This window comes from Polynucleobacter sp. 86C-FISCH (genome assembly GCF_018882415.1).
Taxonomy (GTDB): Bacteria; Pseudomonadota; Gammaproteobacteria; order Burkholderiales; family Burkholderiaceae; genus Polynucleobacter.
This window is the reverse complement of sequence record NZ_JACVOL010000001.1, coordinates 965,193-977,878: the sequence shown is the minus strand read 5'-3', so window position 1 is coordinate 977,878 and position 12,686 is coordinate 965,193. Positions and strand designations below refer to the sequence as shown.

Sequence of the window (12,686 nt, the reverse complement as noted above, 5' to 3'; positions counted from 1 at the left end):
GACCACTAATGGTCAAACCCAACATGGCTAACGCCCCTTTTTGAGAGGCGCCAGCATTGTGTGTATTACTTGAGTTCTGCTTTAGCGCCAGCTTCTTCAAGCTTCTTCTTAGCTTCTTCAGCAGTTTTCTTGTCAACGCCTTCTTTGATTGGCTTTGGTGCACCGTCAACCAAGTCCTTAGCTTCTTTCAAGCCAAGACCAGTAATTTCGCGAACTGCCTTAATTACTGAAACCTTGTTTGCGCCAGCTTCGAGCAAGTTAACAGTGAATTCTGTTTGCTCTTCACCAGCAGCAGCTGCGCCACCACCAGCAGGACCAGCAACAGCCATAGCTGCAGCTGAAACGCCAAACTTCTCTTCGAACGCTTTAACCAAGTCGTTCAAATCCATAACGGACATGCTACCTACTGCATCAATGATTTCTTCTTTAGTAATCGCCATTTTTAGCTCCTAATACTTAAATAGTTAATCTGTCGCTTATTCAGCGGCAGGGGTTTCGTTTGCTTCTGTTCCAGCTTCTGGGGCTGCGGCTGCAGGCTCAGCGGCTGCTTCTGGAGCGGCTTCAGCGGCTACTGCTGCTGGGGCTGCTGCTTCTGCAGGTGCTGCTGCGGGAGCGGGTGCTCCAGCTGCCTTTTGTGCTGCTACTGCGCCCAATACGCGAGCCATCGCAGATACCGGTGCCAACATCACACCTAACAACTGAGATAACAACTCGTCGCGGCTTGGAATTGTTGCGAGGGCTTTTACACCTGCAACGTCTAACAACTTGCCGTTATATAAGCCAGCAGTAATGACTAGCTTGTCTTGAGTCTTAGCAAAGTTCTGCAATACTTTTGCCGAAGCAATCGGATCAGCAGAGATGCCATAGATCAAGGGGCCAACCATCGAATCAGCAAGAGGCTCAAACTGAGTGCCTTGTGCAGCACGGCGTGCCAATGTGTTCTTCAAAACGCGAAGATATACACCTTGGTCACGTGCGCTAGCACGTAGCTTTGTCAACTGCTCTACTGGAATACCACGGTATTCAGCGAGCACGACAGTTTGGGCTCCAGCCAATTGAGCGCCGACATCAGCAACAATCGCTTTTTTGTCTTGTACATTCAAAGGCACGGTTTAACTCCATAAAAACCAACTGTTTCCAGTTGGGGTTACACACCAGCGTCTGATCATTTGTTCACAAAGTCTCTTGTGAAAATCTTTTCAGGGTCGCCATCTGCGCTGGCTATTACTTTCGTAACGATTAAGAATTAATTTCTGAGTAAGCAAACCAATCCACCAACGGTCTTTGATGTTCGACTCTCACTCAAAGAGCGGGAGTCGACCCAAAGTTCTTTTTTGTTACAGGCTAATTAAGCTGCTGCCTGTAACGATGCTTGGTCTACGCGTACGCCTGCACCCATGGTGCTGCTTACGGCAACCTTCTTTAAATAGATGCCCTTAGATGCAGGTGGCTTTGCTTTATTCAAAGCCTCAAGCAATGCGAGCAAGTTGGATTTCAATGCAGTTGGCTCGAATGAACGACGGCCAATGCTTGCGTGCACGATACCGGCTTTGTCCACACGGAACTGAACTTGACCAGCTTTTGCATTCTTAACTGCAGTAGCAACGTCAGGAGTAACAGTTCCAACTTTTGGATTCGGCATCAAACCACGTGGGCCCAATACTTGACCTAAAGTACCAACAATTTTCATTGTGTCTGGAGATGCGATCAAAATATCAAAATCAATTTTGCCGCCTTTAATTTGTTCAGCAAGATCTTCCATGCCAACGATTTCTGCACCAGCAGCTTTAGCTTGCTCAGCCTTCTCGCCTTGTGCAAAAACAGCTACACGAACATGCTTACCTGTACCAGCTGGGAGCACTACTGCGCCACGCACAACTTGGTCAGATTTCTTAGCATCAATACCCAACTGAACAGCAACGTCGATAGACTCATCAAACTTAGCAGTTGCACACTCTTTAACGAGGTTCAATGCATCGTCCAATGAATAGAACTTATTGCGATCAACTTTGGATTGAATTGCTTTTACGCGTTTAGATAACTTAGTCATGATTAGAGACCTTCCACAGTGATGCCCATGGAACGGGCGCTACCAGCGATAGTTCTAACAGCTGCGTCCATATCGGCTGCTGTCAAATCTGGCATTTTTGCTTTAGCGATTTCTTCCGCTTGAGCACGAGTAATTGAACCAACCTTATCGGTATGGGGACGTGGTGATCCTTTTTCGATCTTCGCAGCCTTCTTAATCATGATGGTTGCTGGAGGAGTCTTCATGATGAATGTGAAGCTCTTATCAGCAAACGCTGTAATCACGACTGGAATTGGTAGGCCAGGTTCCATGCTCTGAGTTTGAGCATTAAACGCCTTACAGAATTCCATAATGTTGAGGCCGCGTTGACCCAATGCTGGACCTACGGGTGGTGATGGATTTGCTTTACCTGCAGGGATCTGCAGCTTAATAAAGCCAATGATCTTCTTTGCCATGTGTTGCTCCTTAAAGCGCGCCTAACCTCATTAGGAAAGACCGCTGTTGAGTAAACGCTTCGCTAGTTTTTGGCTTTCTAGCTCCGCTCCTCGGTTAAATACAAAATCTAAATAACCATCTAAAACTACAAACTACTACACTGCAAAACTGGACTAAGTCCTTGTTTTTACATCTTTTCTACTTGGCCGAACTCCAGTTCAACTGGGGTACCGCGGCCAAAAATTGTAACAGAAACGCGTAATCTTGACTTCTCATAATTGACTTCTTCGATATTTCCATTGAAATCAACAAATGGGCCTTCTTTAACGCGCACAATCTCACCAACTTCAAATAGGGTCTTAGGCTTAGGCTTATCTACACCTGCCTGCATTTGATCCATGATTTTCGCTACTTCAGCAGTGGAAATTGGGCTTGGGCGGTTACGAACACCACCTACGAAACCAGTCACTTTTGGCGTATTTTTCACTAAATGCCAGCTCTCGTCGGTCATTTCCATCTCAATCAGGACATATCCTGGGAAGAAACGACGCTCAGAAACTGATTTTGTGCCGGATTTGATTTCCACAACCTCTTCGGAAGGAACCAAAATACGACCAAATTTCTCAGGCATGCCAGAACGTGAAATACGCTCTTCGAGGCCTCTTTTCACGCTTTTTTCCATTCCGGAATAAGCATGGATTACATACCAGCGCATATTGCCGGTAGCTTGTGGATTTACAGCTACTTCAGAATCAGTCATTTTTTACTCACTTCCAGCCCAAAAAGACTGAAAAAACTAGCCATTCAATCAATTTGTCTGCAATCCACAAAAACAAGGACATGATCAGAACAAAGCCAAATACGACTAGAGTCATCTGGGTAGTCTCTTTACGAGTCGGCCAAACAACCTTTTTTACTTCATACCAAGAATCTTTTGCATAGGCGATAAAACGACGCCCGTCTGGTGAAATCGCCACAATTAAAACTGCTGATGCAATGCCGCCAAACAAAACGGCAAGACGTACCAACATAGACTGGTCAGCCAACGTGTAGTAGAGCACTAGCGCTGCGACAACGATTAAAGCAGCGAGTCCAGAGACCCAGCTGCTTTTTTCTTCAGATTGACTTGCTGTTTGTTGAGACATATTGCTTTCAGTTCAAATCGTGGCAGGGGCGGAGGGCATCGAACCCCCAACCTTTGGTTTTGGAGACCAACGCTCTGCCAATTGAGCTACACCCCTTTATAAAAAACTAATTAAGCCAAAATCTTTGCAACCACGCCGGCGCCAACAGTACGGCCACCTTCACGGATCGCAAAACGTAAACCTTCTTCCATCGCGATAGGAGCGATGAGTTTTACGGTAATCGTGACGTTATCACCAGGCATTACCATTTCTTTGTCTTTTGGCAACTCGATTGAACCAGTTACGTCCGTTGTACGGAAGTAGAACTGTGGACGATAGTTGTTAAAGAATGGAGTATGACGACCACCTTCGTCTTTACCCAAGATGTAAACCTCGGCTGTAAAGTGAGTATGTGGGGTGATTGAACCTGGCTTAGCCAATACTTGGCCGCGCTCAACTTCTTCACGTTTTGTACCGCGTAACAAGATACCAACGTTATCGCCTGCTTGACCTTGGTCGAGCAATTTGCGGAACATTTCAACACCAGTACAAGTTGTCTTGAGTGTTGGCTTGATACCGATGATTTCGATCTCTTCACCAACTTTAACGATACCGCGCTCGATACGGCCTGTAACAACAGTACCGCGACCGGAGATAGAGAACACGTCTTCTACTGGCATCAAGAACGCGCCGTCAACAGCACGCTCTGGAGTTGGGATGTATGAGTCAAGTGCTTCAGCCAATTTCATGATGGCTTCTTTACCCAATTTACCTTCGTCGCCTTCAAGGGCTAACTTAGCAGAACCTTGGATGATTGGTGTGTCATCGCCAGGGAAGTTGTACTTAGATAGAAGCTCACGAACTTCCATTTCAACTAACTCGAGCAATTCAGCGTCATCAACCATGTCGCACTTGTTGAGGAACACCACGATGTAAGGAACACCAACTTGGCGTGCCAAGAGGATGTGCTCACGAGTTTGTGGCATTGGGCCGTCAGCAGCAGAGCAAACTAAAATTGCGCCGTCCATCTGAGCAGCACCAGTAATCATGTTCTTAACGTAGTCAGCATGTCCTGGGCAATCAACGTGAGCGTAGTGACGGTTAGCTGTCTCGTACTCAACGTGCGCTGTATTAATCGTAATACCGCGTGCTTTTTCTTCTGGAGCAGCATCGATCTGATCGTATGCTTTAGCTTCGCCACCGAATGCTTTAGAAAGCACGGTTGCGATTGCTGCTGTCAATGTGGTTTTACCGTGGTCAACGTGACCAATGGTGCCTACGTTTACGTGCGGTTTTGTCCGCTCGAATTTTTCTTTTGCCATTTTTAATCTGCCTTTAGTTAACTCTTAAACCAAACACGAAATACACAATTAATAAAACCATACATGGTGCCCATGGGCAGGATCGAACTGCCGACCTCTCCCTTACCAAGGGAGTGCTCTACCACTGAGCCACATGGGCGTAATCTAATGCAACAAATTCTGGAGCGGGATAAGAGAATCGAACTCTTGACCGAAGATTGGAAATCTGCTGTTTTACCATTAAACTAATCCCGCACATCTGGTGGAGGGGGTAGGATTCGAACCTACGTAGGCGTAGCCAACAGATTTACAGTCTGCCTCCTTTAGCCGCTCGGACACCCCTCCGCGAACCCAATATTCTGACTCCAAATGGAGTTTCTGTCAATCACTCTAAACGCTTTGCACAAGTAAAAACGCCCAGACCTAAGAGGGTCTGGGCGTCGCATTGGTGCCCGGCAGTTACCTACTTTCACACGGGTAATCCGCACTATCATCGGCGTAGAATCGTTTCACTGTCCTGTTCGGGATGGGAAGGAGTGGTTCCAATTCGCTATGGTCACCGGGCGTAGAGGGTCGAGTTGCTGATTAAATCAACAACTCTATTTGAGTAAGCATGTAATAAGGATGCAGATTAAATCTGGCAAACATCCAACACAATAGTGCTGGTTATAGGATCAAGCCTAACGGGCAATTAGTATCGGTTAGCTTAATGCATTACTGCACTTCCACACCCGACCTATCAACGTTGTGGTCTTCAACGACCCTTTATGTAGGTTAAACCTACGGGAGATCTCATCTTCAGGCAAGTTTCCCGCTTAGATGCTTTCAGCGGTTATCTCTTCCGTACATAGCTACCCTGCGATGCTTCTGGCGAAACAACAGGTACACCAGCGGTACGTCCACTCCGGTCCTCTCGTACTAGGAGCAGCCCCCGTCAAATCTCCAACGCCCATGGCAGATAGGGACCAAACTGTCTCACGACGTTTTAAACCCAGCTCACGTACCTCTTTAAATGGCGAACAGCCATACCCTTGGGACCGGCTACAGCCCCAGGATGAGATGAGCCGACATCGAGGTGCCAAACACCGCCGTCGATATGAACTCTTGGGCGGTATCAGCCTGTTATCCCCAGAGTACCTTTTATCCGTTGAGCGATGGCCCTTCCATACAGAACCACCGGATCACTATGACCTGCTTTCGCACCTGCTCGACTTGTCGGTCTCGCAGTTAAGCACGCTTTTGCCATTGCACTTTAGGTACGATGTCCGACCGTACCAAGCGTACCTTCGTACTCCTCCGTTACACTTTGGGAGGAGACCGCCCCAGTCAAACTGCCTACCATGCACTGTTCCCGACCCGGATAACGGGCCAAGGTTAGAACCTCAAATAAATCAGGGTGGTATTTCAAGGTTGGCTCCAACAGAACTAGCATCCTGTTATCAACGCCTCCCACCTATCCTACACAGACCGATTCAAAGTCCAATGCAAAGCTACAGTAAAGGTTCATGGGGTCTTTCCGTCTAGCCACGGGTAGATTGCATCATCACAAACATTTCAACTTCGCTGAGTCTCAGGAGGAGACAGTGTGGCCATCGTTACGCCATTCGTGCAGGTCGGAACTTACCCGACAAGGAATTTCGCTACCTTAGGACCGTTATAGTTACGGCCGCCGTTTACTGGGACTTCAATCAAGAGCTTGCACCCCATCATTTAATCTTCCAGCACCGGGCAGGCGTCACACCCTATACGTCCACTTTCGTGTTTGCAGAGTGCTGTGTTTTTATTAAACAGTCGCAGCCACCTTTTTATTGCAACCCTTTCGTCCTCCCGTTGTTCACGGTCAAACTACAAGGGCGCACCTTATCCCGAAGTTACGGTGCAAATTTGCCGAGTTCCTTCTCCTGAGTTCTCTCAAGCGCCTTAGAATACTCATCTCGCCCACCTGTGTCGGTTTGCGGTACGGTCTTGTTAGACTGAAGCTTAGAGGCTTTTCTTGGAACCACTTCCAATTGCTTCGCGAATAAATTCGCTCGTCTCACGCCCTTGAATTACGCTACCGGATTTACCTAATAGCCATCTCCAACGCAAGAACCGGGACTTCCAACACCCGGACAACTTTCCGCGATCCGTCCCCCCATCGCATCTAACAATGGTCAAGGAATATTAACCTTGTTCCCATCAGCTACGCATCTCTGCCTCGCCTTAGGGGCCGACTCACCCTGTTCCGATGAACGTTGAACAGGAAACCTTGGGCTTACGGCGAGGGGGCTTTTCACCCCCTTTATCGCTACTCATGTCAGCATTCGCACTTCTGATACCTCCAGCATCCTTTACAAGACACCTTCACAGGCTTACAGAACGCTCTCCTACCATCACATTACTGTGATCCGCAGCTTCGGTTATATGCTTAGCCCCGTTACATCTTCCGCGCAGGACGACTCGATCAGTGAGCTATTACGCTTTCTTTAAAGGATGGCTGCTTCTAAGCCAACCTCCTGACTGTTTTAGCCTTCCCACTTCGTTTCCCACTTAGCATATATTAGGGACCTTAGCTGGCGGTCTGGGTTGTTTCCCTCTTGACACCGGACGTTAGCACCCGATGTCTGTCTCCCGTGCTTGCACTTGTAGGTATTCGGAGTTTGCTATGGCGCAGTAATCCGCAATGGACCCCACTACCATGACAGTGCTCTACCCCCTACAGTGATACACGAGGCACTACCTAAATAGTTTTCGGAGAGAACCAGCTATTTCCAGTTTTGTTTAGCCTTTCACCCCTATCCACAGCTCATCCCCTAACTTTTCAACGTTAGTGGGTTCGGTCCTCCAGTACGTGTTACCGCACCTTCAACCTGGCCATGGATAGATCAACTGGTTTCGGGTCTACACCCAGCAACTAGCGCCCTATTCGGACTCGCTTTCGCTACGCCTTCCCTATTCGGTTAAGCTTGCTACTGAATGTAAGTCGCTGACCCATTATACAAAAGGTACGCAGTCACCCCTTACGAGGCTCCTACTGTTTGTATGCACACAATTTCAGGATCTATTTCACTCCCCTCCCGGGGTTCTTTTCGCCTTTCCCTCACGGTACTTGTTCACTATCGGTCGATTACGAGTATTTAGCCTTGGAGGATGGTCCCCCCATATTCAGACAGGATTTCACGTGTCCCGCCCTACTTGTCTCTAGCCTAGTACCACCCAATAATTTTCACATACGGGACTATCACCCTTTATTGTTGGACTTTCCATTCCATTCTGTTAATTACTGAGCTATCACTAGAAGGCTCTTCCCATTTCGCTCGCCACTACTCTGGGAATCTCGGTTGATGTCTTTTCCTCTCGCTACTTAGATGTTTCAGTTCACGAGGTTCGCTTCTCATACCCTATGTATTCAGGTATGGATACCACAAAAGTGGTGGGTTTCCCCATTCAGAAATCCCCGGATCAAAGCTTATTTACCAGCTCCCCGGGGCTTATCGCAGGTTATAACGTCTTTCGTCGCCTGTAATCGCCAAGGCATCCATCATGTGCACTTATTCACTTGATCCTATAACGAGCACCATTGCTAGTACCTGTTACAGGTTTACTTCTACTTCTGACATGTTTGCCGTAATCCAAACTGTAAGTACTTTGTTAAGAACTTGGTAAAACTCGTTTGTATTACTGATTGATGATTCAATCTTTACCCTTATTACATTGTCAAATGTCCTCTCAAAGAAACATTTGACACTTTGCTTACTCAAATTTTTAAAGAACAGCCATAAATGGCAAAACTAAACAATTGTTAAATCGCTTAGTTTTGACATTTAGATGATGGTGGAGGATGACGGGATCGAACCGACGACCCCCTGCTTGCAAAGCAGGTGCTCTCCCAGCTGAGCTAATCCCCCAACGTCCCACTAAGTCTTGTTTCTGGCTGGTGGTGGGTCTGGTAGGACTTGAACCTACGACCCCTGCGTTATCAACACAGTGCTCTAACCAGCTGAGCTACAGACCCGTGGCTTTTATTGTCAACCGATAAGTGTGGGCACTATAGATCCAGCATCTTTTCTCTAGAAAGGAGGTGATCCAGCCGCACCTTCCGATACGGCTACCTTGTTACGACTTTACCCCAGTCATGAACCCTGCCGTGGCAGTCGCCCTCCTTGCGGTTAGGCTAACGGCTTCTGGCAAAACCCACTCCCATGGTATGACGGGCGGTGTGTACAAGACCCGGGAACGTATTCACCGCGACATTCTGATCCGCGATTACTAGCGATTCCAGCTTCACGTAGTCGAGTTGCAGACTACGATCCGGACTACGATGCATTTTCTGAGATTAGCTCCCCCTCGCGGGTTGGCAACCCTCTGTATGCACCATTGTATGACGTGTGAAGCCCTACCCATAAGGGCCATGAGGACTTGACGTCATCCCCACCTTCCTCCGGTTTGTCACCGGCAGTCTCTTTAGAGTGCTCTTGCGTAGCAACTAAAGACAAGGGTTGCGCTCGTTGCGGGACTTAACCCAACATCTCACGACACGAGCTGACGACAGCCATGCAGCACCTGTGTTCACTTTCTCTTACGAGCACCTAATGTATCTCTACTTCGTTAGTGACATGTCAAGGGTAGGTAAGGTTTTTCGCGTTGCATCGAATTAATCCACATCATCCACCGCTTGTGCGGGTCCCCGTCAATTCCTTTGAGTTTTAATCTTGCGACCGTACTCCCCAGGCGGCTGACTTCACGCGTTAGCTACGTTACTCAGGATGTAAATCCCGAACAACTAGTCAGCATCGTTTAGGGCGTGGACTACCAGGGTATCTAATCCTGTTTGCTCCCCACGCTTTCGTGCATGAGCGTCAGTGTTATCCCAGGGGGCTGCCTTCGCCATTGGTATTCCTCCACATATCTACGCATTTCACTGCTACACGTGGAATTCTACCCCCCTCTGACACACTCTAGCTATACAGTCACAGGCGCCATTCCCAGGTTAAGCCCGGGGATTTCACGCCTGTCTTGTATAACCGCCTGCGCACGCTTTACGCCCAGTAATTCCGATTAACGCTCGCACCCTACGTATTACCGCGGCTGCTGGCACGTAGTTAGCCGGTGCTTATTCTTCAGGTACCGTCATTCCCGGACTGTGTTAGAGCCGGTGTTTCTTCCCTGACAAAAGAGCTTTACAACCCGAAGGCCTTCTTCACTCACGCGGCATTGCTGGATCAGGGTTTCCCCCATTGTCCAAAATTCCCCACTGCTGCCTCCCGTAGGAGTCTGGGCCGTGTCTCAGTCCCAGTGTGGCTGATCGTCCTCTCAGACCAGCTACTGATCGTCGCCTTGGTGGGCTTTTACCCCACCAACAAGCTAATCAGGCATCGGCCGCTCTAATCGCGCGAGGTCTTTCGATCCCCCGCTTTCCCCCTCAGGGCGTATGCGGTATTAGCACAGCTTTCGCTGCGTTATCCCCCACGATAAGGTACGTTCCGATGTATTACTCACCCGTTCGCCACTCGCCACCAGGTGCAAGCACCCGTGCTGCCGTTCGACTTGCATGTGTAAGGCATGCCGCCAGCGTTCAATCTGAGCCAGGATCAAACTCTTCAGTTCAATTCCTGTGATCCTTGCGGATCGTCGCACTCATTCAAGAAATTGACTTGGTAATAAAACCAAATCTTTTTACTGTCTATGAGTACTATTTATTTACATCTGTCCCGAAGGACTGGATGCTTTCACTTAGTACCCACAATTATCGGTTGACTAATTTTTAAAGAGGGCTGACTTGTTTTGTATTTCAAATAACATTCAGCAGAGAGGTGAGACTATAGCGCACTTATTTTGGGTCGTCAACACCTTTCGTAGTCTTTTTCTTAAAAAAGGCAGGGTTTTTTCCTATTAAAAAAATAAACCCAATAAAAACAAGCACTTATTTTTGAAAAAAAATTTCAACTTTTTTCTTAAATTTCTAATTTTTTAAGCTTTTTTGGATTCAAGGTATGAATTCAGCCGATTTTTGACCACAAATTCACCCCCCTTATTGCGCATAAGCCACACATTAGGGAAAACCCTGAAAATTATTCTAATTCCTGCTAATATATTGCTATGCACAATAAATTAGCGAATAGTCACTTACCTGCGAGCCCATATTCGGCAGGGCAGACTGTACCCGTTCGCGAACTTCATGCGGGCTACAGAGAAGAGATATTGAATCATTTACTACAGCTAAATGATGAAGATAGGCGCTTACGGTTTGGTACTCAAACCCCTGATGAGGTCATTCGTCACTATGTAGAGCACTTAGATTTCAACAAAGATGCCATTTTTGGCGTATTTGATTTGGATCTGAAGCTCATTGGCATGGCCCATTTAGCCTACTTACCAGAGCATAAGGGGCAACCACGAGCCGCTGAATTTGGTGTATCAGTACTGCCAGAAGGGCGCTCTCAGGGCCTAGGGACAGCGCTACTGCAGCGTTCTGCCGTGCATTCACGCAATACCCGCATTGAAACACTATATGTTCACTGCCTTGCAAACAATAAGGCGATGATGCATTTGGCACAAAAGGCTGGAATGACAGTTGAATACGCCTATGGCGATGCCGACGCTTGCCTTAAATTGCCGCCCGCAAGTCCTGCAACCATTGTGGAAGAAGCTGCAAACGAACAGTGGGCCGATATGGATTACGTACTGAAGAAAAACCTCAAGCAATCCAATCAAGCATGGTGGTGGTTCTTAGGTAGGCCTGGTCTCGCGCGTTAATTAATTCTGCATTAATTTTTGTTGGGTGCGCCACGCAATATCCAACTAGTTAATGTAGACAGATCCGCATCATTCAGTTTTGTGTTCGCCGGCATAGGCACCACACCCCAAGACCCAGATCCGCCTTTAGCGATTTTATTTTTTAAAAACGCTTGAGCATTTGCATCGCCCTTATATTTTTCTGCAATCGCTTGAAAGCTTGGGCCAACAATTTTTTTATTGATTGCATGACAACCTAAGCATGCATTTTGTTTTGCAATTGCAATTGCAATTGCTTTTTCATCTTCAGCACTAGCTTGTGCAACAGGCATAAAGTAAGCGAGCGCTGCAAACAAAAATAATATTTTTACAGTCACTCGCTTTTTAAACATCAACAGCCTTCAATAAATTACTGAAATTTTGGTGGGCTACTAGGTTGTGTTTGATCAGCCTTGCCTTGTTTTTCTAGGCGCACTTTTTCTTCTTGAGAAATAATGTCGAAGTAAACATAAACATCTTTAACGCCGTTTGTATTGCTAGCTACTTTCTTGGCAATATCTGCTTCGTTTTGCGTCAAGATACCCATAAGATAAATGCTGCTACCTTCAGCAACTATCGCCATAGAATTCGATGGCAACTGATCAGTGAAGATCATTTGAGTTTTGATTTTTGATTCGAGATAAGAATCATTTGCGCGAGCTGTGTAACTACTATTCGGCCCAATAATTAATTCGTTAAATACCGAGCGTGCGTTCTTCATCGCCTTGACGTAGGAGCCGGCCTCACCCTTAATATCGGCGTCCTTAACCTCTCCAGTTAACAACACTTTTTGATTAAACGAAGTGACGTTAATGTGCGCGTTATCTCCGAATTTCTTCGCCAGCGCATTTCCTGCTTCTAGCTCAATACCCTTATCAATTGCTTGTACGCCTGGCGTGCGTCGATCCGCCGCTATCGATGCGCCAGCTGCAACACCGCCCACTGCAAGTACACCACATGCTGTCACCTGAGATGCAATTAACAGCACAACAAATAACTTGGCGATAGAGGAAATTTTCATTGGGATATTTTCTGTGTTGAGTG

Annotated in this window: 9 protein-coding genes, 6 tRNA genes, 3 rRNA genes and 1 pseudogene; 1 reads left to right on the top strand and 18 read right to left on the bottom strand. The window is 47.2% G+C overall.

Annotated elements, in window-relative coordinates; all coding sequences use genetic code 11:
- Window positions 1-65: 65 nt before the first annotated feature.
- The 16 genes and pseudogenes from rplL to ICN10_RS04770 all read right to left on the bottom strand — a co-directional run bounded on the left by rplL (window position 66) and on the right by ICN10_RS04770 (window position 10,475).
- On the bottom strand, window positions 66-440 hold the full coding sequence (gene rplL, locus ICN10_RS04845) for a 50S ribosomal protein L7/L12 (RefSeq protein WP_216213232.1): 375 nt from the start codon (window positions 438-440) through the stop codon (window positions 66-68).
- A gap of 153 nt (window positions 441-593) precedes the next feature.
- Window positions 594-1,109 (bottom strand): annotated as a pseudogene (gene rplJ / locus ICN10_RS04840) (50S ribosomal protein L10); the annotation flags it as partial.
- A gap of 239 nt (window positions 1,110-1,348) precedes the next feature.
- Complete coding sequence (gene rplA, locus ICN10_RS04835) at window positions 1,349-2,050, bottom strand: 50S ribosomal protein L1 (protein WP_215348179.1); 702 nt, start codon at window positions 2,048-2,050, stop codon at window positions 1,349-1,351.
- Between the two features lie 2 nt (window positions 2,051-2,052).
- Complete coding sequence (rplK, locus tag ICN10_RS04830) at window positions 2,053-2,484, bottom strand: 50S ribosomal protein L11 (protein ID WP_068320088.1); 432 nt, start codon at window positions 2,482-2,484, stop codon at window positions 2,053-2,055.
- Window positions 2,485-2,651: 167 nt separating this feature from the next.
- Window positions 2,652-3,224, bottom strand: coding sequence for a transcription termination/antitermination protein NusG (nusG, locus tag ICN10_RS04825; protein ID WP_216213230.1), 573 nt, complete (start codon window positions 3,222-3,224; stop codon window positions 2,652-2,654).
- Window positions 3,225-3,231: 7 nt separating this feature from the next.
- Window positions 3,232-3,609, bottom strand: coding sequence for a preprotein translocase subunit SecE (gene secE / locus ICN10_RS04820; RefSeq protein ID WP_068320084.1), 378 nt, complete (start codon window positions 3,607-3,609; stop codon window positions 3,232-3,234).
- Window positions 3,610-3,629: 20 nt separating this feature from the next.
- Window positions 3,630-3,705 (bottom strand) — tRNA-Trp (locus tag ICN10_RS04815).
- A 14-nt stretch (window positions 3,706-3,719) separates the two neighbouring features.
- A complete protein-coding gene (gene tuf, locus ICN10_RS04810) occupies window positions 3,720-4,910 on the bottom strand; it encodes an elongation factor Tu (RefSeq protein ID WP_215348176.1) in 1,191 nt (396 codons plus the stop codon).
- Window positions 4,911-4,974: 64 nt separating this feature from the next.
- Window positions 4,975-5,049 (bottom strand) — tRNA-Thr (locus ICN10_RS04805).
- Window positions 5,050-5,070: 21 nt separating this feature from the next.
- A tRNA-Gly gene (locus ICN10_RS04800) sits at window positions 5,071-5,144 on the bottom strand.
- Window positions 5,145-5,149: 5 nt separating this feature from the next.
- Window positions 5,150-5,234 (bottom strand) — tRNA-Tyr (locus tag ICN10_RS04795).
- Window positions 5,235-5,339: 105 nt separating this feature from the next.
- Window positions 5,340-5,453 (bottom strand): 5S ribosomal RNA (gene rrf, locus ICN10_RS04790).
- A gap of 106 nt (window positions 5,454-5,559) precedes the next feature.
- A 23S ribosomal RNA gene (locus ICN10_RS04785) occupies window positions 5,560-8,433 on the bottom strand.
- 267 nt (window positions 8,434-8,700) lie between these two features.
- Window positions 8,701-8,776 (bottom strand) — tRNA-Ala (locus tag ICN10_RS04780).
- A 30-nt stretch (window positions 8,777-8,806) separates the two neighbouring features.
- Window positions 8,807-8,883 (bottom strand) — tRNA-Ile (locus ICN10_RS04775).
- A 59-nt stretch (window positions 8,884-8,942) separates the two neighbouring features.
- A 16S ribosomal RNA gene (locus ICN10_RS04770) occupies window positions 8,943-10,475 on the bottom strand.
- The 16S, 23S and 5S rRNA genes sit together here with 5 tRNA genes alongside, the layout of an rRNA operon.
- Before the next feature lie 492 nt (window positions 10,476-10,967).
- Here ICN10_RS04770 and ICN10_RS04765 point away from each other — a divergent pair.
- Window positions 10,968-11,624 carry a GNAT family N-acetyltransferase gene (locus ICN10_RS04765; RefSeq protein WP_216213229.1) on the top strand — a complete coding sequence of 219 codons (657 nt, stop codon included), beginning with the start codon at window positions 10,968-10,970 and terminating at the stop codon, window positions 11,622-11,624.
- Between the two features lie 11 nt (window positions 11,625-11,635).
- Here ICN10_RS04765 and ICN10_RS04760 read toward each other — a convergent pair whose 3' ends face one another.
- Complete coding sequence (locus ICN10_RS04760) at window positions 11,636-11,935, bottom strand: c-type cytochrome (protein ID WP_216215178.1); 300 nt, start codon at window positions 11,933-11,935, stop codon at window positions 11,636-11,638.
- 77 nt (window positions 11,936-12,012) lie between these two features.
- Window positions 12,013-12,663, bottom strand: a complete 651-nt coding sequence (locus ICN10_RS04755) for a BON domain-containing protein (protein WP_216213227.1) — start codon at window positions 12,661-12,663, stop codon at window positions 12,013-12,015.
- Window positions 12,664-12,686 lie beyond the last annotated feature (23 nt).

Bases quoted from the DNA above. Each gene is read 5' to 3' on its own strand.
- rplL (WP_216213232.1), bottom strand. From the start codon at position 440: ATGGCGATTACTAAAGAAGAAATCATTGATGCAGTAGGTAGCATGTCC.
- rplA (WP_215348179.1), bottom strand. From the start codon at position 2,050: ATGACTAAGTTATCTAAACGCGTAAAAGCAATTCAATCCAAAGTTGAT.
- rplK (WP_068320088.1), bottom strand. From the start codon at position 2,484: ATGGCAAAGAAGATCATTGGCTTTATTAAGCTGCAGATCCCTGCAGGT.
- nusG (WP_216213230.1), bottom strand. From the start codon at position 3,224: ATGACTGATTCTGAAGTAGCTGTAAATCCACAAGCTACCGGCAATATG.
- secE (WP_068320084.1), bottom strand. From the start codon at position 3,609: ATGTCTCAACAAACAGCAAGTCAATCTGAAGAAAAAAGCAGCTGGGTC.
- tuf (WP_215348176.1), bottom strand. From the start codon at position 4,910: ATGGCAAAAGAAAAATTCGAGCGGACAAAACCGCACGTAAACGTAGGC.
- ICN10_RS04765 (WP_216213229.1), top strand. From the start codon at position 10,968: ATGCACAATAAATTAGCGAATAGTCACTTACCTGCGAGCCCATATTCG.
- ICN10_RS04760 (WP_216215178.1), bottom strand. From the start codon at position 11,935: ATGCCTGTTGCACAAGCTAGTGCTGAAGATGAAAAAGCAATTGCAATT.
- ICN10_RS04755 (WP_216213227.1), bottom strand. From the start codon at position 12,663: ATGAAAATTTCCTCTATCGCCAAGTTATTTGTTGTGCTGTTAATTGCA.